This is a genomic window from Marinococcus tarijensis, from assembly GCF_054971385.1.
The window spans coordinates 59,725-81,995 of the sequence record NZ_JBQOJA010000008.1 but is presented as its reverse complement, the minus strand read 5'-3'; the positions used below and the strand labels follow the sequence as shown (position 1 = coordinate 81,995).

General features: G+C 52.1%; 29 protein-coding genes. All 29 read left to right on the top strand.

Translation table 11 applies throughout. The features are described 5' to 3' along the window. The 29 genes from ACTTK7_RS06620 to ACTTK7_RS06480 all read left to right on the top strand — a co-directional run bounded on the left by ACTTK7_RS06620 (position 1) and on the right by ACTTK7_RS06480 (position 22,257). The gene (locus ACTTK7_RS06620) at positions 1–765 is read left to right on the top strand and encodes an AP2/ERF family transcription factor (protein WP_462866791.1); all 765 of its coding nucleotides are present in this window, start codon (positions 1–3) and stop codon (positions 763–765) included. Beyond that, positions 741–1,175, top strand: coding sequence for a hypothetical protein (locus tag ACTTK7_RS06615; protein ID WP_462866790.1), 435 nt, complete (start codon positions 741–743; stop codon positions 1,173–1,175). Before ACTTK7_RS06620 ends, ACTTK7_RS06615 begins: the two co-directional genes overlap by 25 nt. 285 nt (positions 1,176–1,460) lie before the next feature. Next, a complete protein-coding gene (locus ACTTK7_RS06610; protein ID WP_462866788.1) occupies positions 1,461–1,685 on the top strand; it encodes a hypothetical protein in 225 nt (74 codons plus the stop codon). 77 nt (positions 1,686–1,762) lie between these two features. Further along, positions 1,763–2,035, top strand: a complete 273-nt coding sequence (locus ACTTK7_RS06605) for a hypothetical protein (RefSeq protein ID WP_462866787.1) — start codon at positions 1,763–1,765, stop codon at positions 2,033–2,035. Positions 2,036–2,168: 133 nt separating this feature from the next. Then, positions 2,169–2,903 carry a phage terminase small subunit gene (gene terS, locus ACTTK7_RS06600; RefSeq protein ID WP_462866786.1) on the top strand — a complete coding sequence of 245 codons (735 nt, stop codon included), beginning with the start codon at positions 2,169–2,171 and terminating at the stop codon, positions 2,901–2,903. Next, positions 2,887–4,089, top strand: coding sequence for a PBSX family phage terminase large subunit (locus ACTTK7_RS06595; protein ID WP_462866785.1), 1,203 nt, complete (start codon positions 2,887–2,889; stop codon positions 4,087–4,089). Before terS ends, ACTTK7_RS06595 begins: the two co-directional genes overlap by 17 nt. Continuing rightward, complete coding sequence (locus tag ACTTK7_RS06590) at positions 4,086–5,522, top strand: phage portal protein (protein WP_462866784.1); 1,437 nt, start codon at positions 4,086–4,088, stop codon at positions 5,520–5,522. The genes ACTTK7_RS06595 and ACTTK7_RS06590 overlap by 4 nt, the downstream gene beginning before the upstream one ends. Continuing rightward, on the top strand, positions 5,500–6,456 hold the full coding sequence (locus tag ACTTK7_RS06585; RefSeq protein ID WP_462866782.1) for a phage minor head protein: 957 nt from the start codon (positions 5,500–5,502) through the stop codon (positions 6,454–6,456). Before ACTTK7_RS06590 ends, ACTTK7_RS06585 begins: the two co-directional genes overlap by 23 nt. Continuing rightward, entirely contained in the window at positions 6,453–6,674 is a 222-nt protein-coding gene (locus tag ACTTK7_RS06580) for a hypothetical protein (protein ID WP_462866780.1), read from the top strand. Before ACTTK7_RS06585 ends, ACTTK7_RS06580 begins: the two co-directional genes overlap by 4 nt. Before the next feature lie 2 nt (positions 6,675–6,676). Beyond that, positions 6,677–6,826: a hypothetical protein gene (locus ACTTK7_RS06575; RefSeq protein WP_462866778.1), complete on the top strand. Its 150-nt coding sequence runs from the start codon at positions 6,677–6,679 to the stop codon at positions 6,824–6,826. Positions 6,827–6,882: 56 nt separating this feature from the next. Next, positions 6,883–7,125 carry a hypothetical protein gene (locus ACTTK7_RS06570; RefSeq protein ID WP_462866777.1) on the top strand — a complete coding sequence of 81 codons (243 nt, stop codon included), beginning with the start codon at positions 6,883–6,885 and terminating at the stop codon, positions 7,123–7,125. A 90-nt stretch (positions 7,126–7,215) separates the two neighbouring features. After that, complete coding sequence (locus tag ACTTK7_RS06565; protein ID WP_462866776.1) at positions 7,216–7,815, top strand: DUF4355 domain-containing protein; 600 nt, start codon at positions 7,216–7,218, stop codon at positions 7,813–7,815. Between the two features lie 13 nt (positions 7,816–7,828). Beyond that, a complete protein-coding gene (locus ACTTK7_RS06560) occupies positions 7,829–8,755 on the top strand; it encodes a phage major capsid protein (RefSeq protein WP_462866774.1) in 927 nt (308 codons plus the stop codon). Positions 8,756–8,761: 6 nt separating this feature from the next. Continuing rightward, a complete protein-coding gene (locus ACTTK7_RS06555) occupies positions 8,762–8,977 on the top strand; it encodes a hypothetical protein (RefSeq protein ID WP_462866772.1) in 216 nt (71 codons plus the stop codon). After that, complete coding sequence (locus tag ACTTK7_RS06550) at positions 8,967–9,236, top strand: hypothetical protein (protein ID WP_462866771.1); 270 nt, start codon at positions 8,967–8,969, stop codon at positions 9,234–9,236. Before ACTTK7_RS06555 ends, ACTTK7_RS06550 begins: the two co-directional genes overlap by 11 nt. A 10-nt stretch (positions 9,237–9,246) precedes the next feature. Then, positions 9,247–9,585 (top strand): phage head-tail connector protein, encoded by a 339-nt coding sequence (locus ACTTK7_RS06545; RefSeq protein ID WP_462866769.1) that lies wholly within the window; start codon positions 9,247–9,249, stop codon positions 9,583–9,585. Continuing rightward, complete coding sequence (locus ACTTK7_RS06540) at positions 9,582–9,947, top strand: phage head completion protein (protein WP_462866767.1); 366 nt, start codon at positions 9,582–9,584, stop codon at positions 9,945–9,947. Before ACTTK7_RS06545 ends, ACTTK7_RS06540 begins: the two co-directional genes overlap by 4 nt. Then, positions 9,937–10,368 carry an HK97-gp10 family putative phage morphogenesis protein gene (locus ACTTK7_RS06535; protein WP_462866766.1) on the top strand — a complete coding sequence of 144 codons (432 nt, stop codon included), beginning with the start codon at positions 9,937–9,939 and terminating at the stop codon, positions 10,366–10,368. The genes ACTTK7_RS06540 and ACTTK7_RS06535 overlap by 11 nt, the downstream gene beginning before the upstream one ends. Positions 10,369–10,372: 4 nt before the next feature. Beyond that, positions 10,373–10,780, top strand: coding sequence for a DUF3168 domain-containing protein (locus tag ACTTK7_RS06530; protein WP_462866764.1), 408 nt, complete (start codon positions 10,373–10,375; stop codon positions 10,778–10,780). Positions 10,781–10,792: 12 nt separating this feature from the next. Next, a complete protein-coding gene (locus ACTTK7_RS06525) occupies positions 10,793–11,299 on the top strand; it encodes a phage major tail protein, TP901-1 family (RefSeq protein ID WP_462866762.1) in 507 nt (168 codons plus the stop codon). Positions 11,300–11,374: 75 nt separating this feature from the next. Next, positions 11,375–11,866: a tail assembly chaperone gene (locus ACTTK7_RS06520; RefSeq protein WP_462866761.1), complete on the top strand. Its 492-nt coding sequence runs from the start codon at positions 11,375–11,377 to the stop codon at positions 11,864–11,866. Between the two features lie 92 nt (positions 11,867–11,958). Next, on the top strand, positions 11,959–12,216 hold the full coding sequence (locus ACTTK7_RS06515) for a hypothetical protein (protein ID WP_462866759.1): 258 nt from the start codon (positions 11,959–11,961) through the stop codon (positions 12,214–12,216). A gap of 17 nt (positions 12,217–12,233) precedes the next feature. Then, complete coding sequence (locus tag ACTTK7_RS06510) at positions 12,234–16,664, top strand: phage tail protein (RefSeq protein ID WP_462866758.1); 4,431 nt, start codon at positions 12,234–12,236, stop codon at positions 16,662–16,664. A gap of 6 nt (positions 16,665–16,670) precedes the next feature. Beyond that, complete coding sequence (locus ACTTK7_RS06505; RefSeq protein ID WP_462866757.1) at positions 16,671–17,618, top strand: phage tail domain-containing protein; 948 nt, start codon at positions 16,671–16,673, stop codon at positions 17,616–17,618. Positions 17,619–17,633: 15 nt separating this feature from the next. Continuing rightward, positions 17,634–19,532: a prophage endopeptidase tail family protein gene (locus ACTTK7_RS06500; RefSeq protein ID WP_462866755.1), complete on the top strand. Its 1,899-nt coding sequence runs from the start codon at positions 17,634–17,636 to the stop codon at positions 19,530–19,532. Continuing rightward, positions 19,525–19,737 carry a hypothetical protein gene (locus ACTTK7_RS06495; RefSeq protein WP_462866753.1) on the top strand — a complete coding sequence of 71 codons (213 nt, stop codon included), beginning with the start codon at positions 19,525–19,527 and terminating at the stop codon, positions 19,735–19,737. The genes ACTTK7_RS06500 and ACTTK7_RS06495 overlap by 8 nt, the downstream gene beginning before the upstream one ends. Further along, the gene (locus tag ACTTK7_RS06490; RefSeq protein WP_462866751.1) at positions 19,738–21,258 is read left to right on the top strand and encodes a hypothetical protein; all 1,521 of its coding nucleotides are present in this window, start codon (positions 19,738–19,740) and stop codon (positions 21,256–21,258) included. Beyond that, positions 21,255–21,911, top strand: a complete 657-nt coding sequence (locus ACTTK7_RS06485; protein WP_462866750.1) for a polysaccharide deacetylase family protein — start codon at positions 21,255–21,257, stop codon at positions 21,909–21,911. Before ACTTK7_RS06490 ends, ACTTK7_RS06485 begins: the two co-directional genes overlap by 4 nt. A 61-nt stretch (positions 21,912–21,972) precedes the next feature. Then, the gene (locus ACTTK7_RS06480; protein WP_462866748.1) at positions 21,973–22,257 is read left to right on the top strand and encodes a hypothetical protein; all 285 of its coding nucleotides are present in this window, start codon (positions 21,973–21,975) and stop codon (positions 22,255–22,257) included. The last annotated feature ends 14 nt before the right edge of the window (positions 22,258–22,271 follow it).

Sequence of the window (22,271 nt, the reverse complement as noted above, 5' to 3'; positions counted from 1 at the left end):
ATGGTTAAGAAATTACCGTTGCAAACAGGGGAATATGCGTTGGTTGATGATGAGGATTATGAGCGGTGTAAGGGGTATACGTGGATAGTCAGTAAAAGCGGCGATTACTCCCTTGTAATTTATTCGAGAATTGATAATCAAAGCCAATTATTAAGTCGTTGGGTATTACAACCTAAAAACGACGAGATTGTTTTAATAATTAACGAAGACCCATTTGATTGCAGAAAAGAAAATTTACAAGTCTACGACTATTCAAAAAAGAATATTAAACAAAAAAGTAGAGGAGGAACTTCAAAATACAAAGGAGTTTTTTGGAATAAAAGAACCAAAAGATGGCACGCAACGATAATGGTAGAAGGCAAAAGTCGTTATTTAGGAATATTTCAATGGGAAGATGATGCTGCTTTAGCTTATAACGATGCTGTGAAAAAATATGGCGTTAAAGGGATGTTTTTGAATGACATTGGGGTGGATAACCGAAAAACGCCCATGGAAAAGAAGAAACGCTTAAAACATCGGAGAAATATGAATGTAACTGAAACTCGTGGCGTAACAAAAGATGGAAATAAATTTAGAGTGGAAATAAAAAACGGTTACGTTGGAGTTTTTGAATGTAAAAAAGAAGCTAAAAGAGCTTATGATCAAATTGCTTGGGATTATTGGCAAGAACAAGCAGTATTGCATTATCCAGAGAATATCCCCGCCTATAAAGAAGGTAAATACAGAAAGGATGTCACTCAATGCAGCAACCATACGAAAAATTAAAAGATTTATTGGAATTGGAAGTAGAAAAGATTACAAAACCTGAAGGGAAAATGACAAACTCCGATGTATTTTCTTGTCTTATTACAGATGCTAATTATAAAATTCCTATTCAGGACATCTACGAGGAGTGTACAGACCTTATCCATCATTTCCGAAAACTGGATGAAGAGAAACAGGAATTACTTCTGGCGTTTATTGAAGCGAATTACCGTAAGCGAAAGACTAAAAATGACAGGCACAGCAGTTATGGATTAAAGCATGAATTTGAAGATTGGCGATTGGGTAGCTACATCACCAACGAAGAGTTTAAAGGGGCAATGATTGTTGCTGGCTTCACTCCTTACGAGATCGAAGAGGTAAATTGTTTCTTTAACGTGAGCATGCACAAAGAAACGTTCAGAATGGTGTAGTTATCCACAGTAAGAGTGCATGATTGTTGACCGATTAGTTATTTTGAAATTTCTTATGCTATCATGGAAGGCAGGAACGGCGAGGCTATACCGCACTTAGGACGTGGTACTAAGTATCGCGTCTCATCCCTTGCCAGGAGCGAGGATGAGGGTTTAGCACCTGGTCTTAAAAGTATTAAAAAGGCGGAGCCAGTCGGCGGCCGAAGCGCGTCAGCGCAAGGAATGACCTTGCCTATCTTTGCAAGGCAAGGGAATGGATAATCTTTAGAACTGGAGGTCGGCTCCATGAATGAAAGCACCGCTGAGAAAAAAGAAGCCTACATGTGGAAGCATGCGGAATCCTTGATGATGTACAAGGAGATATTGCAGGAAGCTGACTTCTCGGAGATCGAGATCGCACACATCTTGCAGGAGCATCAGGCGCATCTGTACCGGCAGCAAGCCATGAGCGGCATTGGTGACATGCAGAAGATGATGCAGCACATGATGAAAGGGACGGAGCGTAAATAATTTTCGCTACCGTAAGAGGAATTCTCCCAGATGATGTAGAAAGTGGTAGGGCATCATATTTTAGGGAGGTATTCTGGATGGATAACAAGCATTTAGATTTTATTGAAGCGGTTATCGACAAGGGGTTCAAGGGATATTGTAATCGTTATGGTACTCCTGAAGAGGATGAAAATGGCGATTCACTCAAAGATAAAATCCTTGAAATTAAAAACAAAGATAACAAGTTGAGTAAAATGGAGGATTTTGGAGACGATTGGTACTTTTATAAAGGTAACAAAAACAATCCTTCATACAAATTAGGGTTTAAAGAAATAGCGAACATGCCTATGGACGAAGTGAAGAAAATATAAGCAAACCAAGCATCGACCTCCGGGTGGGTGCTTTTTTGTGTCTTGCCTACAGGGATGACAGGAGCGACAGCCACGGCGGTTCCTTCCCTGTGGAGGAGACATGAACACATAAGGAGGCAGGGGCTGATGTAACATGGATTGGCACACAATACGACAGGAGTACGAAAGCAGCGATGTGACGTTGAAGGCATTGGCGGAGAAGCATGAGGTGAAGGAGTCCACGCTCAAGAGTCGCAGGCGCCGTGAATCGTGGCAGAAGGATGCAGCCAAGGATGCACCGGCGAAGGGAGCGAGAAAGCGCAAGAAATCAGAGAAACGGCAGGGCAACCCAAACCCTGCTAATCAATTTACAAAACGGAATTCCGCTGCTAAGACGCACGGGTTCTTTTCCAAGCACCTCCCGGAAGAGGCACAGGCGTTGATGGACGAGCTTGAAGACTTCGATGGGGCCGACATCCTCTGGCAGCAGATTAAGATTCAGTACGCGGCGATCATCCGCTCCCAAAAGATCATGTGGGTGCAGGATGCCGAGGACACGAGCAAGGAAGTCCGCAAAGAGCGAGAGAGCATGGACAGCAACGAGGTCGAGTATGAGGTGCAGTTTGCCTGGGACAAGCAGGCGAGCTTTCTGACGGCGCAGTCGCGAGCCATGAGTGAGTTGCGTGGCTTGATCAAACAATTCCTCGAAGTAAGTGACGAGGAGGACATGCGCCGCTTGAAGGTCGAAAAGATGCAGCAGGATATGCGCATTGCGGATGAACGCCTCGAACTGGATAAGCAGAAAGCCGAGGGCGATACCGAAACGACGCAAGAGAGTGAGATTGCCAAGATGCTCCGGGGGATGATGGACGATGGAACTGAACATTAAGCAGAAGGAAGTCTGGGACAGCTTTCTCCAGGAGCAGCCCAAGATACAGGTGGGGTTTGGAGCCAAGCGGGCCGGCAAGACGTTCGTGTTCATCCTGGCGTACCTGGCGCACATCTCGCAGTACGAGGGCAAAGGCTTAAACTTTATCATCGGCGGCGCAACGCAGGCCAGCATCCGACGGAATGTGCTGAACGAGATGGAGGACATTCTCGGCAAGGCACTCAAACTCGACAAAGCAAACGCTGTAACCATCTTTGGTAACAAGGTGTACTGCTTCGATGGCTCGAATGCGGACAGTTGGAAGAAAGCACGGGGGTTTACCTCGGCCGGAGCGTTCTTGAACGAGGCAACCGCTCTGCACGATAGTTTTGTGAAGGAAGTCATTTCCCGGTGTTCCTATACCGGCGCTCGCGTATTCATGGACACAAACCCGGAGAACCCGGCGCACACGGTCAAGACGGACTATGTGGATCAGGACGGGCAGATGCTTGCCAGCGGACGGCTGAACATCCGGGCGCATCACTTCACGCTGTTTGATAACAATGCGCTCGATCCCGAGTACATTGAAAGTATTGTGGCATCCACACCGACGGGCATGTTCACCGACCGCGACATCAAAGGCTTGTGGGTAGCGGCGGAAGGGGTCATTTACAAGGACTTCGACAAGGATGTGCACTACATCAGCAAAGAAACCTTCGCCCAAAAGAACATGGTCCGCTACTGGGCCGGCGTGGACTGGGGCTATGAGCACCCGGGCGTGATTGTCGTACTTGGTCAAGATGACCAGGGCGACATTTTTTTATGCGAGGAGCACGCCAAGCAGCACGAAGAGATTGAATACTGGGTGGCGATAGCGCAGGACATCAAGAACCGCTACGGCAACATTAACTTCTATTGCGACAGCGCTCGTTCGGAGCATGTGGTCCGCTTCCGGCGAGAAGGTTTCCGGGCGCTCAATGCGTACAAGGAAGTGCTTGCTGGCATTGAAGAGGTTGCCCGCCTGTTCAAAGTGAACAAGCTCTTTGTCGTCGAGGACGATGTGTCCCGCTTCAAGGATGAAATCTTCATGTACGTCTGGAACGAACGCACCGGCGACCCGGTGAAGCAATACGATGACGTGCTGGATGCATTCCGCTATGCCATTTATACGCAACTCAAACCACAGCGAAGGAGGCGAACCCGATGAACGCATACCTAACACTCCTGCAGAACAACGAGATTACGCCCGACATCATGGAGCAGATCCTGGAGGATCATAAGAAAACCAAGAATCACCGCTACCATTTGTATCAGCGGTACCGGGGTGATACGGACGCGGTGCCCATCTTTAATCGGCAGGCGAATGACTATCCCTCGGCGCAGGACTTTGAGACAGCCACGGTGAAACGCCTCGACGACAAGGTGAACAACACGCTGTACAACGGCTTTGAGGCAGAGATTGTCGATACCAAGCAGGGCTATATGTTCGGCAACGAGATCGGCTACCAGGTGGACGAGGATACCGCCTTTCAGGAACACATCAACCGCTTCAATCGCGTGAACAACATGCCGGACATGGACAGCGAATGGGGCAAGATGGCGGCGGCTTGTGGCATTGGCGCTCGGCTGGCCTTCATTAATGCGGACGGCGAACCCGATGTACGCAATGTGAACCCGTGGGAGTGCTTCTTTATCACGGAGGACGATGTGACGGAGCCAGCATATGCCGGCAGAGTATTCACCCGCTACGAATGGAACGGCAGCACGAAGGTAGAAAAGCGTGTCGTGCATTTTTACTCCGATACGACCCGATACGTGTTCGAGGGACGAGGCAACGAGAAATTGCAATTCAAAAGCCAAACGGCTCACCTGTTCAGCCACTGCCCATTATGGGGGCTGCCGAACAATCAGGAAGAGTTGGCCGACGCGGAACGGGTGCTGACGCTGATTGATGCGTATAACCGCACATTGTCCGATGCGTCCAACGAGATTGAGCAGTACCGCATGGCGTACTTGGTGCTGAAAGGCATGGGCGCCGATGAAGATACGCTCCGACGCTTAAAAGAGGAAGGCATCTTTGAACTCTTTGAGAGCGGCGACGATGTGAAGTACCTGACGAAGGACATCAACGACCAATTGATTGAGCACCACCTCGACCGCTTGGAAGAGAATATCCTGCGTCTGGCCAAGACCGTCAACTTTTCGGATGAAGCGTTTGGCGGCAACGTCACCGGCGTGGCGATGAAGTACAAGCTCATGGCGCTCGAAAATAAAGCGAAAGCGATGGAACGCAAGATGCACACGGCGCTCCGCTACCAGTACAAGGTGCTGTGCTCCGCCTGGGCAACCAAAGGGATCGCGAACAAGGACGACTACGAGAAGCTGTCGTTTGTGTTCACGCGTAACCTGCCGGTCAACCTCAAGGAAGAAGCGGAAATCCAGAACCTCCTCATGGGCAAAGTGAGCAACGAAACACGCCTGAAGCTGTTATCCGTCATTGAAGATGCGCAGGAGGAAATAGAGCGCAAGAAAGAAGAAGATGACGCCTACTGGCAGGAACAGAACGTGAACGGATTGACCGATCCACGAGCCCAGGAGGAAGACGAGGGACAAGACGATGCGCAATCAACAGCAGATTGATGCGCAGCTGGACCGGATGATTGAACAGGCGCAGCGGGACACGGACCGTATCTTTGCGAAGCGACTGCGAGAGATCCTCGACCGCTTGGCTGGCATCTATCGCGACATTGACGACAGTGGACGAACCTCCCGCTCCAACGTGACGGCGTACATTCGCTTTCAGCAGGAACTGCGGGTGATGAACCAGGCGATCACGCAGGACTATCAGCAGGTGCTTAACATGATGCAGGAGCTTCTGGAGGATCAATACATCCTCGGCTACCTGCAACGGCTCTATTACGCCGAATACACGGCACAGGAAACAATCATGCAGACCGCTCCGGCGCTTTCCGTTATCCTCCGGGCGGTGGAGAACCCGATGGAAAACATCACGCTGCCGAAACTCATGGAAAAGTACCGCCTGGCGACATTGCAGACGATCCGCGACGAAGTGACGCAGGGATTGCTTGGCGGGGAAAGCTACAGCGTCATGGCACAGCGCATCGAGAATGCGGTGGGCTTTGCCCGCAAGAAAGCACGGGCGATTGCAAGAACCGAAGGCGGGCGCGTCCAGATGCAAGCGGCTCTCGACAGTTTTGACGAGATTGAGCGAAACACCACGCTTGAATGGGATAAAATTTGGGACGCTACCTTCGACACCCGGGTCAGAAGCGCTCATCGCGTGTTAGACGGGCAAAAAGCCGATGATAATGGCTATTTCCACTACCAGGGGCATCAAGCATTAGCGCCGCATGGGTTTGGGATTCCGAGGCTCGATATTCGGTGTCGCTGTTCCGTACATTTCGTGCCAGCAGGGTATCAGATCGAAGAGCGCCGCTCCAAAGAGGAAGGCATCATTCCTTATACGACGTATCGCAAGTGGTTCGAGCAACGAACCGGACAGAACTTTGCTGAATGGTACAAGGAAACCACCGGAAGGGAGTTGAGGGATTGATGACGCAAACGGTAGATGCTTCCGATATGTACACATGCGCGATTGCTTATGGCAAAGGAAACCTTATCGCTAGTTATCGACATCCATTAGCAGATGTTTACGGTGAGCGGTGGACCACGCCTATTCATGATGAACGTATCACAGACGCACGAACGCTTGTAGATAGAGCGGAGCAATTTGTGAACATGAGCATACCCGATGAAATGAAGGAGGTTTAACAATGGAGCGATGCAAAACGTGCCGCTTCTATCAACGGGACGGCGTCGGCAAAGGCTATTGCACCAACACCGACGTGCCGATACCACAGCACAAGAAAGTAAATCCACAGTTTGGATGTATTTTGCACCGACCGAAAGAAACAATTAAATAACGCGCTCTCTGTTTAGACGGAGGGCGCTTTTTTTATGCCGTTAAGGAGGTGAGTATATGCAGATGTTCGAGGTGGAAGGCATTTGTCACGATGTATATGAACCTGTGAGCACGTTGGGCTATTTCACCACCTACTTGATAGCAGAACAAGCGGTTCGTCATTATGCGAAAGAGCGAACCGATTTTCAATACGACATTACCATGTACGAAGCAGTCAAAGGACATTATGTGCCGAAGTACGTTGTTGAGTTTGATGACGGCGGACAAAAAGTTTCATATGAATGGATAGAGACGGCGTAAGCGGTCTTTTTTTAATTGCCCTGTCGCATGGCTTAAAACTAGGCAAAACGAACTCTGTGGCGCGTACACGGAGGTCAGGAGGCAACGAGCATGACGTTAGAAGAAGTAAAACAATTTCTCCAAGATAATGCCAACGATTCCGAGGTCAAGACATACATGGAAGAACTCCAAACGCCGACGACGGAGAAAGTGGAGGGCTTCCTGGACACGGACGAAGGCAGAAAGATCTTGCAGCCGCGCTTGGATCGGAATTTTTCCAAGGGCCTTTCCACATGGAAAGAGCAGAACCTGCAACCGATGCTCGACGACGCCAAAGAAGAAGGCAAGAAAGAAGCGAATCCGCAGGAAACCCCGGAACAGAAGCAGCTGCGTGAGATTCAACAGCAGTTGGCGGATGAAAAGAAACAACGCACCCGCGAACAGCTGATGAACAAAGCGTATGCCTATGCCGACGAAAAAGGGTTACCCAAGGACGAGCGCGTGCTTGCGAAATTCATTGGCGACGACGAGGAAAGCACCACGGCGAACCTGGAGGCGCTTGATGAAGTATACAAGAGCAGCCTGCAAAAAGACGTGGATGCCAAGTTTCAAGAAAGCGGCGAACGCTTTCAATCCAGCCAATCTCGCGGCGGGGGCTCAAACGCCGGCAGCTTTGCCGACTTAGCCAAAGAAGCGAAGATTACCGACTAAGGAGCGATAACGAATGGCATTTAATCCAGACACAACGTTACTGCAAGACGCACGCACCGGGGAAATCCCATCCGAGCAAGGAACACTGATGGTAAAAGAGTTCATGCAGAACTCCGCGGTGGCGCAGCTTGCCACGTATGAAGAAATGACCAAACCGAAGAAAGAGTTCACGTACCTCGCCGAAGGCCCTGGCGCGTACTGGGTATCGGAAGCCGAGCGCATCCAGACCAGCAAAGCCACATGGGTCGATGCGGAAATGGAAGCCAAGAAGCTCGGCGTCATCATCCCGGTATCGAAAGAATTTCTCCGCTACAGCGTATCGGACTTCTTCACGCAGATGCGCCCGGCGATTGCGGAGGCATTCTACACCAAGTTTGACCAGGCGGCGCTGTTTGGCAACAACTCTCCGTTCGCGTCCGGCACATCCGTGTGGGAGAACATCACATCGGCGGGGAATACCGTAGCCAAAGACTCTGCCGGTTCGCTGTATGCGGAACTGAACGCGCTCATGGCATTGGTGGAGGACGGCGACTTTGATCCAACGGGTCACACAACCGTGAGACGATTCCGTCAGCACCTTCGCGGCGCGGTGGACAACCAAGGGCTTCCGATTTTCAACGATGCCCGTCAAGGCGCAACCGCTCAAGCACTTGGCCTGCCAATCGGTTACACTGACGGCAAGTCGTGGGACTACGAGAAAGCGCACCTTATCACGGGAGACTGGAGAAACGCCCGCTACGGCATCCTGCAAAACATCGAATACTCGATCTCGGAAGATGCCACACTGACAACGATTCAGGACGCCGAAGGTAACCCAATTAACCTGTTCGAGCGCGATATGTTTGCGCTGCGTGCAACGATGCATCCGGCCTTCATGACGCTCACAGGCGATGCCTTTGCCGGGCTCACACCAGCCGCAGAAACTACTCCAGAAGGATGATGAGACGTGAGAATACAAAAGGATAAACAAATCTTAGAAGTAACCGAGCGAGCCTATCGGGTCGTGTATGCGCCGATGGGCTTTATACCTGCGGAAGGAGGGTCTGCGAATGGCAAGGGGAAAGCCAAGTCGAGCAACAAACGCCGACCAGCGGCTCAAAAAGAACCGCAAGAAGAAGGGGCGCAAGGCCAAAAGGAAGTAGGTGACAGCGATGGCAAATAACCTCATCCGCGTCCGACGCGGTAAGGAAACGCGCATCGTGCAGCGGGGCATGGAGCCAGCGGGCTTCCGCTACGTGGAGGACGCACAGGCCGCTCATCAAGCGCCTAAGCAAGACGAGCGTCCGCTGAATGAAATGCCCCAGTCTTACTTGAAAGACGTAAAGAACAAGCGTCTGCAGGCTTTCTTGGATGAGCAGGGCATTACGTACACCGAGGATATGGTCAAGAAAGACCTCATCGCCCTGGTGCAAGGAAAGTAGGTGAGCGGACATGGCAGAACTCAATAAGGATCAACTTCACGACCTGCGGGACCAGGTGAAAGCGGTCGCGGGCGTGGAGCACGATGACTATAATGCCACGCTCGATAGGATCCTCCCGCTGATGCTCGAGGATGCGGAGGACTACTGCAATCGCTCCTTTGAGCCGGACAACCTGCCGGCGGGTGTGGTGCTGTACCTCGCTGAAGCCTTCCAGGCCAGCGAACGGGACACGGGCATCAAGTCGAAGAAGATGGGTAACGTGACCATCACGTACGCGTCTACCGAGGAAGCCACCGCCCAGACCATGAACCGCCTGCGCAAGTATCGGAAAGTGAGGTTCACGTCATGATGAGCAATCACGCCAATATCTGGACAGACATGTTCATCCACCGGATTGCGTTCGAGAAAGCCGGCAGGGTGTACGATGGCATGGGCGGCTCCAAACCCGGCGGGTATGAGCGGGTCATGGAAACGGAAGCACTCGTGCAGCCGAACAACAGCGACGAGTGGTACCTGGGCGGGCAACAGGGGCACCGCTTGTTTGCGGACATCTACTTTCCGCCGCTCCCCGGCATCACGGAGGACATGCGCATCCGGCATCTGGACACGGGCGACGTGTACAGCATGGAGTCGGACCCGATCAACCAGGGCGGGCATGGCGAGGTCATGCTAATCAAGGGCGAGCGGGGAGAACTCGGCGATGGTTCGTAGAGGCAGAGTACGGCTCGGATTCAGCACCAAAGGCTTTGAAGCTAAAGCATATGAATTCGAGAAGAAGTATATCCAACAGGTAAAAAACATCGTGCAGGCGACTGGCGCTGTCCTTCATGCCGAAGCTACCGCTCGCGCACCGGTGGATACGTCCAACCTCAAAAAGAGCATAGCGGCTACACCGTCTAACAAAGGATTGACCGTGACCATTATCGTCGGGGCGAGCTACGGGATTTTCCAAGAATTAGGGACTGGCATTTTTGCGAAATACGGCAATGGAAGGAAAGACCAATGGACGTACTACAGCGCCCGCCTCGGACGTTGGGTCACCACCCGGGGCAATGAGCCGCAGCCGTACTTCTTCCCTGCTGTTGCCCGGGCGAAGGACTATTTTGAGCGCAACTTAAACAGAATCGGGTGATCGAATGGAAAAACTAGCGTTCATCCCACTGCAAACCGCCATTTTTCAACACCTCACGAGCGATGAGGTACTCATGGGCGAAGTGAACGGCATCTTTGACCACGTACTGACCGACACGCCGCTCCCGTATATCACGCTCACCAACTTTGACATGCAGCCGCAGCGCACCAAGACCTCACGGGCGCAGGAAATCACGTTTGCGATTCAAATTTGGAGCGGATATGACGGCAATGCGGAAGCCTATCAACTTATGGAGTTGGTATGGCAGTCGCTGACCAGTACGCCCGTTACTTTGCCGGACGGCTCATTTGTCGGGCATTTCAGCGATGACAGCATGAATGTGATTAACGAAGTCAATAACGAAGGACGGCGCGGACTCATAAGAGTTCGTGCTTTTTTAATGCAAAAATAAGGAGGAGATTTCATGAGACGCAAAGGATCAGACATTGTCTACATGATTCAATTGGCCGACGCACAGATTGGAAGCAGCGCGTATATGATCGCCGAACAGACCGAGGGCACGCATTCCGTTGAAAACGAATTACTGGACGAGCAGACGAAGTTTGGTCGCCGTCTGGAGTACGGTAACAACTCAGAGTCGTTCGAGATTACGACGTTTTACGACGGCTCCCCGGGGCAGAAAGCGATTCTTGAAGCGATCAAGAAGAAAAAGCGCGTCAAAATTTGGGAATTGGATTTGAACCCGAACGAAGCGGGTGAATATGAGGCCCTGTTTGCTAATGCACTGGTGGAAAGCATAGAGAAGGGCAGTGAGTCCGACTCCTACGTGGAATACAGCGGCACAGTACAGGTGGATGGCGAATCCGTGGAAGGGACCCTCACGGAGGAAGACTTCGAGCTGCCGGCGAACAGCACGACGCAGTTTGAAAAGCCGGGGGAAACTGGCACGGAAGCACCGTCCGGCACCTAAGCATACGCGCAAGGATCAGCTCCGGCTGGTCCTTTTTTCTTTTTATTTACTTACAACCCATAAGGAGGGCATCCCATGCCAGAACTAACGATCAACGACAAGGTGTACAACCAAAAGTACAACATTTTCTTTGCCAAAGAGCTGAAGCGCATCTACAAGGAAGACGCGGTCAAGAAAGAAGAAGAACAGGATGGCTTTTTCAACAACTACATGGGCCTCATCAACGGCGATGCGGAAGAAGTCATCCCGTTTTGGCGCGCCTCCCTCGCGCATCACAAAGACTTGATGAAAAAAACAGACCTCGACGACATCCTGCAGGAAAAACTGTCGGAACGCATTGAGGAAGACGGTGAAGCTGACAGCGTGATTCAGGAGTGCTTCCAGGTGCTGGACGAAGCCGGTTTTTTCAGCAGAAAGCGGAGGACCTTCTGGAACAAGATCAATCGCCAGATGGAGAAACTGAAGCAAGCGCCGAAGGACGAAACGGACGAGCAGAAGAAGAAGCGGGAGGATCAACTGGACGAGTACAACGAGCTCAAAGAAATGTACAACGAGCTGACCGCCTAGTCCTCGATCTGGACATGTACTATGACATGGCCGGGCGTTACTTAGGAGTGTTCGACATCGAGAAGGTGGACTCCTGGACGCCCCGCGAGCTCATGGTCATGGTCAAAGCTGCCCAAAAGCGGCGGGTGGATGACCTGCAATATGCGGTGAAGCAAATGTTCATGGACCGCTACGTGCAGAACCAAAAGAACGCCAAGCCAGAGAAAGTGTTGAACGTGGAGAAGGAAATGCAGGCGATTGAAGACGCGCACGATCCAGTGGCGCGCAAGAAACGCCAGGATGAGAAGCACGCGGACATTCAACGCAAGCAGTCCATGCTCAGCCGCTTGTTCAAAGGCAAAAAAGAGTAGAAACGGAGGGAGAGCCCATGACCGAGCGTTTAACCGCTGTGGTTGGTGCGCGCATTGGCGGTTTCGTTAAGAAGATGATGCAGGTGCGTCAATCCATTCGAAGTCTGCCGGAACGCCATACCACCGACCTGATTGCCAACGCTGGCAAGTTTTTAGCCAGTTTATCCGTGGCCAAAGCCGCTATGGCATCCATGCCAGAGCGCCATGTGCTTACTCTGGAAGTACGCCGGGAGCAACATGCCCGTGCGCTACAGGCCGCTGAAGCGGCAATGCGACGATTGGTCGCTACGCACCAACGAGGATCGAAAAACATGCGCCGGACCATCAGCCGGCTTGCAAACCATATCGAGAACGTGCAGTTTCTGATCGGCAACGTGTTTCGCGGTGCGTTGATCAGTTCCTTTTCGGTGCTTTCCCCGTTAGCCGCGAACGCTGTAGCGGCGTTTAGCGCAATTGGCGCAGCTGCCGGTGTGGCCGGAGGCGGTGCGCTCGGATTAGCCAGTTCCCTCGGGGCGGCTGCCGGAGGACTCGGGGCATTGGCTCCGTTCCTCATCACCAGCATCCAGAGTCTGTACAAAATGGAACAAAATATCGCGAAAGGGTCGAAAGAATGGAATGAGTTGCCAAAGTATACCCAGAAAGCCATTGATGCGTTGAGCCGCTTCCAAATGGTGTACGGGCAATTGCAGGTGAAGCTGCAGGAGCCGATCTATAAAGGGTTCACACAGTTTGCGGAAGCTGGCGTGACCGTCATGAATGAAATGGAAGGCACGCTTATGAAAGTGGCGGGCAAGCTCGAAGTATTGGGCAAAGCCTTGCGAAACAACTTGAAAGCGGACGACGTACAGGGCATCTTTGGATGGTTTGAATCTGCAGCACCTCGTGCCTTTGAAAACCTTACGAAAACAGTCGGCAACTTCGCGGTGGGCTTACTGAACGTCCTGCGGGCGTTTGATCCATTGGCACAAACCATGGAGCAGGGACTCTTGAACATGAGCCAGCGGTGGCGGGAATGGACCGCCAGCATTAACGGCTCGGACGGTCTCCAAAAATTCATCCAGTACGTGCAGACGAACGGGCCAAAAATCCTGAGCATTATTGGCAACATCACGATGGGCTTCGTGGAATTATTTAAAGCCTTCGCCCCAATGAGCGCGGATATGCTCACGGGATTGGACAACCTGACGCAGAAATTCAAAACGTGGGCGAGTCAGTTTGGGCAGACGCAGGCGTTTAAAGATTTCCTAGCGTACATCAAAGCCACCGGCCCCACCGTTGTAGCATTGATCGGAAACCTCTATAAGACCGCCGAAGGGCTGCTCATTGCGATGGCTCCATTCGGGAAGACCGTGCTGGAAATCGCGAACGGCTTTTTTGCATGGGCAAGCAGTTTGCTCAAAACGAACCCGGCGGTAGGGTTACTGATTGCGGGATTAACCACCCTGTACGGGTTGTATCGGTTGATTGCTCCAATCATAGGTGTTGTCGGAACAGCAATTGCGAGCATGATTGGCACGATTACTACACTTGCGACCTCTATTGGTTCTCTGCTGACGCCATTAGTTACAGGGATGCGCGTCGCATTTGCTGCCGTGGCGCCGATATTGACGCGGGTCGGAAGCATTGCACTGACGGTGCTGAAAAACTTCCGCTTGTTCCCGACGCCGATTGGGTTGATTATTACTGCGGTGATTGCCTTAGCCACCGTATTCATCGAGAATTGGGAAGCCATCAAAGCATCGACCATCAGCGCGTTTAACGCGGTCAAAACAGCGATTCAGACGGCGATGACAACGGTATTTGCCTTTGTGCGCAACATCTGGAACCAGATCAAGACGTTCTGGCAGGAAAACGGGGCGCAGATCACGCAGGCGACGCAAAATATCTGGAACGGCATCACGGCCGTATTTGAAGCCGCGTGGGCGCTCATTGGCCCGATTGTGCAAGCCGGGTGGCAGTCGATCAAAACGATTATTCAGCAAAACATGATTTTCATTCAATCCGTGATCACCGCCGGCTGGAACATTGTTAAAACGGTATTCAGTGCAGCGTGGACCGCTATATCGAGCATCATCCAGGGCGGCGTCACCATCATCATGGGTATCATCAAGACCTTTGCAGCGCTGTTCACCGGCGACCTCACCGGCATGTGGGAAGGCGTCAAAACGATCTTCCGCGGGGCGCTCACTGCGGTCCAGGGTATTTTCCGCGCAGGATGGACACTCATCAAAGGCATTGCGCTTTCCATTTGGCCGGCGATCCAGACGGCGATTCGCACGAGCTGGGAAATCATCAAACAAATTTTCATGACAGCGCTCAATGCCATCAAACAGGTATTCACCACCATTTGGAACTCCTTGGTGACAGTGGTAGGTCCCATCCTCACCGCCATCCAAACGGCAGTGACTACCGCGTGGAACGCCATCAAAACCGCAACGATGACCATTTTTACCGCAGTCAAAGCGACCGTGGTTTCGATTTGGAATGGCATCAAAGTCTTTTTCACCACCATTTGGGAAGGTATCAAAGGCGTGTTCACCGCCGCCGGAACAGCGATTAAGGCGCTCATGACCCGCTTTTTCAAAACTGAAATCGGGCAGGAATTATTGGCCACGCTCAATGCCTGGAAGCAAATGTTCACGACCGTATGGAATGCGATCAAATCATTTCTCACGACCGTATGGAACGGCATTAAAACCACAGCAACCACCGTCTTCAATGCCTTGAAAACATTCTTCAGTTCGCTGTGGAGCGGCGTCCAAAGCATTTTTACCGCTACCTGGAACACGATCAAAACGGTGCTTACCACGATTTGGAATGGGATTAAAACCGCTGCGACCACCATATGGAACGCACTGAAGTCCTTCTTCCTGACGGTCTGGGCGCCAATTCAAGCGGCGTTCAGCGCGGTTTGGAATGCCATCAAGAGCGTGCTTCTGAGCGTGTGGAACGGCATCAAGACAGCGGCGACCACCATATTCAACGCGATTAAGAACTTCTTCAGCAATGTTTGGTCCAGTACCAGCAGCCAAACGTCGTCGGTATGGTCCGGCATTAGCTCGTTCCTCACGGGCATTTGGAACAGCATTAAAAGTGCGGCGCTTTCGATCTGGAACGCCGTAAAATCTGGTATCCAAAACATCTGGAACAGCATCAAGTCAGCTGCGATAACGACGTTTAATGGTATCAAAACAGCGCTGACGCAGATCTGGAACGCCATTAAAAACGCTATCATCGCCGTGCTCCGGGTATTGCGCGGAGATATTCAGGGCGCCTGGCAGGCGATCAAGACATCCATCAGCAGTGCGATGAGTGCCATCCGTACCATTATCACGACCGTTTGGAACGCGATTAAATCCGTGGTGACAAGCGCAGTTAATGCCGTGAAATCCGTGGTTCAAAGTGGATTCAATGCAGCAAAATCTATCGTCACTTCAGTGATGAATGCCATTAAATCGGTCGTGACTTCTGTGTGGAATGCGATCAAGAGCGTCGTAACCACCGTGCTCAACGCCATTAAAAGCGTGGTGCGGTCCGTTTGGAACGCTATTAAAGCGACGGTGCAATCGGTGCTCAATGCCATTAAAAGTGTGGTGCAGTCCGTCTGGAATGCCATCAAATCGACGGTGCAGTCGGTGCTCAATGCCATAAAGAGCGTTGTTACGTCGGTGTGGAACAGCATTAAGTCCTTCATCACCAGTACGCTCAACACGATCAAATCCATTATCACAAGCGTATGGAATACCATCAAAAGCACGGTATCCAGCGTATTAGAAAGCATTTGGGGTGTCATAAAGGATATTTGGAACAGCATCAAGAGCTTCATATCCGAAGCGATGGATAGCATCCTTGGCTTCATCAAAGACGGATGGAACGCAGCGCAAAGGTTCCTGGAAGGCATCAACCTCTTCCAGATCGGTAAAGACATCATCAATGGGCTGATTGACGGGATCAAAGGCGCTCTCAGCGGGGTAAAGAAAGCGGTCCAAGGTGTGGCAGACAAAATCCCGAAATGGCTCAAGAAAAAGCTCGGCATTGCGTCGCCGTCGAAAGTAACGACGGAACTCGGGCTATGGACCGGGCAAGGGTTAGCGGACGGGATTGCGAACAAAGGCAAGGAAGTGCAGAAGCAGTCCGCCAAAGTCGCAAACCTTGCGGCGAAAGGCATGCGCAATATCAGCGTGCCGAACGTCCAAGCCGCCGGCGCAGAAATGATGCTCACCGCGAATGACAGTGACCTCGCACGCGTCCAGAGCGCGATGAACCACGCGATTGGCGCCGATGCCAATGTGAACACAAGCACGATGACCAAAGAGGTCAACGAGTTTGACCTGCCGGATCAGACGATTCACAATCACATCCATCTGGACGGCAAAGAGATTCAAAGCAACACCAACTACCGCAACGCCAAGGATTCCCGTCGGCGGAGCGCGTTTGGAGGGCGGTGATAAACCATGGCGATCATCATGGAAAGCCAGGACGGCACATTAACCTATTGGACCGAGCATGGATTGCTGGCGACGGACTTTCAACGGTCCGCGCCGGACATCCGCACGTATAACAAGGAATCGCAGGGACGCCCCGGTGCGCATAACTACGGCGAAGATTACGGCACAGCAACGGTGACCGTGCCCTTTATGTTTGAAGCCTACGACCTGCTGGACTTCCCGCTCAAGCGTGACGAGATCATCAGCCTGCTTGCCGGGAAGAAACCCTTCTACCTGTATGAAGGGGTCACGGATGGTGAAGGCTACGGCTTTGAACGTCCGGGCGAGCAGCCGTATGAGGACGAGGCGGGCAACCCCCGCCCGTTCAACGTGTACCGGGACCTGGCGTTCGATTACATTTACGGCAAGCGGTACTACGTCCGGCGCGTGGACATGAGCGAGATTGAGCAGCAGGGGCGCATCGGCAAAGGGTCCATCACTTACGAAACGGTGGAATTGCCGTTTGGCGAAAGCGCGGCAACCACGAAAACCCCGTTCATTATTGGCGACAGCGGTGACGCGAAAGAGGACAACATCTGGACGCTCGGCGGGGCAGCAATCTTCCGGGACCTGGAATACACACACGATAATCCATCCCGCTTCAATGTCTACAATGGCGGCGATGAACCCGTGGAGGCGGAGTATTCCTTCTTCGAGATCACCTTCACCGGGGCGTCGAGCAACTTACGCATCTATAACCATACCAATGGCACGGAATGGCGATACAACGGCTCCTCCGGGAGCAGCGATACCATCACCATCCGGGGCATCCAGAGCAGTAAGAACGAGCAGACGATTGTCGAGGACACGAACCTCGAATTCATCATCTTGGAACCGGGCGACAACGACATCGAAGTCACCGGGGCGGGAAGCGGGAGTCAAATTACCTTTGATTTCCGCTTTTACTATCGGTAGAAAGGAGGACAGCACATGAAACCCACGATCACGAACCTACAGGGCAAGAAAAAGGTCCTGTCGGGCTTTGCGAACATGAAACGCACCAAGCGCGTGAATGGCGAAAAGGAGCTGTCCTTCACCCTTTACCGTACCCGGGCGAATGACCATTATTTTGATGCCATTGGCGAGCTCTGGACCGTCGGTTTCCTGGGAGACGAGTACAAGGTGCTCCTCACAAGCGACGATGCCGACGGTAACGACTACCAGCGCGAGTTTTCGTGCGTGCATACCTTCTACGACACCTTGCGAAACATCCCGGTGGAAGAAGAACGCTCCAAAACGATGAGTTTTAACGAGTGTTTAACCTTCATTTTGGCGGATGCGCCGTTCCAATTCAACATTCAGGGCGAGTTTCCATCGAAGGAGTTTGAAAACTTCGGCGTAAGCGACGCCTGCGACCTCTTCTTAGAGGCCATGGAGCGATACGGTGCAGAATTTACCGTAGAAGGCCCGATCATTACCCTTGTACCGGAAATCGGACGCGACACGGACTTCCAATACCGCTACAAGTTCAATGTGAACAGCGTGAACCGGGAAATTGATGCCGTAGACCTCGCCACGGTCGGTATTGGCTTGGGCAAGGTGGACGAGGACACGGGCGAACGCTTGGCGCGGGTGGAATATCGCTCCAAGTTGGCGGATGTATACGGCGAAGGCCGCAAGGTCATCATCGAGGACAAACGCTTCACCATTGAAGAAAACCTGCTTGAGAAAGTGAAAGAGGAAGTCGATAACAGCCTGAAAACGTCGATTACGTTCAAGTTTCACGATTTGCGCGACCAAGGTTACGACCGCGCCCGTCCCGAAGAAGGGGACCGGGTCTTTTTGGTCGATGGGCGCATGGGGCTCAAGCTCCGCACCCGCATGGTGGAGATTATGGAGGAGTTTAACGCGCACCTTGACGTGATTGACTGCGACGTGACGCTCTCCAATTTCGATAACGTGGAGAATCAGCAGCGCCGGCAGGAAAAAACGATCAAAGCCATCAGCGACGCCATTGAAGGCAAGAAGCCGATGAAACTGGAATGGCTGTCCGATGTGGTCCAATTCACCACGGACAAGCTCCAATCGTTCGAGACGGAGTTTACCATCCTGTCCAATGGCAGCGTGCTTGCCGTTGATAAAAACGATCCAAACAACGTCATGCTGTACACGGCTGGCGGCGTCGGCATCAGTACCGATGGGGGCAGCACTTACGACAACGCGCTCACGGCGCAGGGATTGAACGCTACCGCGATCTGGACCGGTACTATTCGCACCGGAAATGTTCGCATCGAGGGGAGCCGGGGATTGTTCTACATTGATGATGAGCAGGCCGTGTGGCAGGACGTGGACGACCCCGACAAAAAGTTCGTCATCGAGCCGGGCGGAGCGACTGCTTACAAAGGGGCGTTCAATGTCTACGGCGCGGACGGCCGGCAGGAAATCATCGACGGCTATACCACGAAAGCAGGCACCATGTTTCCGGCGTATCCGCCGTACATCGAAGGGATGCGCGTGGAAGGCAACACGATCGAATGGATCGGGCGGTGGCTGCGGACCAAAAGCAACAGTTACCGCACCTGGGGCTTCTTCGAGTTTAACCACACGAACCGGTACCTGCAGCTGAACGTGGCGCAGGTGCGGGAAGGCGGTGCTACTTGCCTGGTCCGGGCGTTCAATCCCGGCACCGGTGAAACGTATGAGATCCGGCAGTCGAATTGGAGCTACGGAGGCAACACCACAGAAGAAAACCAGGGCGGCGACATCATTATTGATCTCGGCGTCCCGTTTAACATGAATAAACTACTCGTGGTGCAGCTGGAGTTCCGCACGAGCAACTCCGCTGAATGGGTATATACCCGGCTGAGAAAGGGGCGGTTGTATGGATGAAGAATTGTTTATCTTATGCGACACCGATAGCGATGGCAATGTGACTGGCAGCGCCCGTGTCGGCAGGGAAGTGATCCCGGACCGGAGCTATCACCACTGCATCAAGCAGACGTTCTCAAAAGAACAGGACATTGTCTTGAGCGACTACCGGATTGAACGAGACGAAGATGGTTACGCGGTTCTTGTTAGAAAGGAGGCGGAATAAATGTTGCGATTGTTACACCTTCCAAACATGCACAGGGAGCTTCGAATTAATTTAATGGAAAACTTGGACTTGATGGTGAATGAACTGGAAGCAGCACAACAACGTATTAGCCGGGAAATTATTAAAACAAGCACCATTGGCGAAATCGAGGACGCCCGTGGCGGATATGATGTGTTGCACGACCGGCTAAGGGCGGAACGGAACGATACCGAATCCAAACTGCGAAACAAACGTGACAAGACCATTGCCATCAGCCTTGATGATTTAAACGAGGAAGCCATTCAGGCGATTGAAGGAAGTGCCGGTTCGTCCTTTGAATTGTTGTCGATTCCGCGTAATGCGTCCGTGTCGCCGAAAAAAACCACATTTTTTGAACACGGAAAGAATATGTTCAACCCAGCAGCAGCCGTGGCGGGGTATTACGTCAGCATCAACAGTGGGGCCCCGGTGGGATCATCCAGCTTTACGATTAGTGACTACATGGAAGTGGATGAAGAGGCTGTCTATACCATGACCTCCGACAGCGACAACCGGGTGGCGTTTTACGACGAGGACCAGTCGTTCCTAAGCGGGGACGATACCATCACCAGCACATTTACCACGCCAGCCGGCGCTGCATATATCCGCGTGTCCTTTCGCACATCAGTGGGTGTGAATGCCATGCAAGTAGAAGAGGGCGACGCCGCAACGTCCTACGAACCGTATGTGGGGTGGCGCACGGATGGGTCAGTCATCAAACCCGCGACCATACAAAAAAATCAACTCTCTCCCGTCGTCAATGAAATCATCAATCGGATTTACAACGACTACTACGGCATGGTGTACACCCTGGATCGTTCCCTCTACCGTTCGCCGGTGACCGAACGAACCTGGGAACACAATGAACAAGCATTTATTCACGCCCGGCCCACCTCCACCACAGACGCGCAAGGGAACGAGTATGGGGTGAATGAGCCAGTGTATGAAAGCATGAAATTGGAACGAAAGCATGGGTTGCGTGTGCTTCACGGCGAAGACCAGGCGCATATTAATATTTCAGATGTCTTTTCCAAAGAGTTTGGCATCGGGGTTATTCTGCGTCCGGAGCAAGTGTACACCGAGGGCACTCACTACGTGTGGTACGTCCATGAAGACGCAAGCAATCGCATTGTGCTCTATTATGACGGGGCGCGGTTTCAATTTGAGGTCAATAAAACCAACCAACCGGCTATGTTTGTGCGGCATACCCTGACGTACAACCCTGGGGAATTGTTAGGCCTCTACGCGCAAATGATTCCAGGGGAAGGGTTGTTTTTGACAGTCGTTCAAGATGGAAACGTGACGGTGGAGCATCAGTTAGACGAAACGTTGGAGGCTCCTTCAGAAGGCTTGGAGCAGTTGTCGTTGGGGCACCGCATGCGAGCAAGTACGCAGGCCCGCGATTTTTACTTTGGAGGATTGTTTGCAGAAGTGGAAATTGATGCTGTGGATGTTCGCCGCCCGGATGCCGTTCGTTACTTTGAAAGGGTGGGATTACTATGAGGCAAGGGTTGATTGCTCTGACCTTCGACGATGGGTTTAAAACCGATTTAACCGTAGCGGTCCAGGAACAGATTAACCGCGGGATGGAACCAAAAGGAACATCTTATATCGTTTCCTCGTATGACGGGCCCACGCGTTTAACACCATCCGAGCAATTAAAAATGATTGAGCATGGTTGGGAACTGCAATGCCATTCAGATACGCATACGTTAGGCGGCCCGAATGGAGGAAGCACAGGATTAAGCGTAGATGCGATGCACCAGGAAATGCAGAACGTGAATGCTTATTTCCGTGATGTGTTGAATTTACCTCCCCCGGAGCACCATGCCTACCCCGGCGGCGGGCATAACAAACTACTTCGGGAAGTCTGGGGCGCTTACCGAAAGACGCTTCGAGGGACGACCAATCAGTTTCTGACCAAAGGGGTCAATAAGCGTGTGGTACCAAGCTTCGACATTGGGGATGAGACCACGCTGGAACGAAACAAAAAGGTCATTGATATATGCGATGAATACGGGCTGTATGCCACGCTGTACGGGCATGAATTAACGGCAGGCGGGCAAAAAGAGCGGTATCAAGAACTCCTCGATCATATCCAAGCCTCCAACGTGCGGCTAGTAACCATGAGCGAGTTATATGAATACATTCGGTAAGAGAGCGAAAACCCGAAAGGAGGCGAGCACATCGATGTGCAACGACTAGGGGGTGGGGGCGATGGATAACGACAAAAACAACTGGCCACCGGAGTTTCGCCAATGGCGCACGGAAGAACAAGTCCGCAAGCATGGCAAACGAATCGACGACATGGAGCAGCAGATCAACGACGCGGACACCGGCATCCTCGTCCGGCTGAAACGCGCGGAGCGGGAAATCAAGCGCTGGATGGACCGCGAGAACTGGTGGAAGGGCATATTGAACAAAGTCATCGGCACCGTGCTCGTCGGTACGGTCATGGCGGTACTTGGGCGTCTGGGGACTTACCTCTGGACGCTTTTTTAATGAAAGGAGGAGGG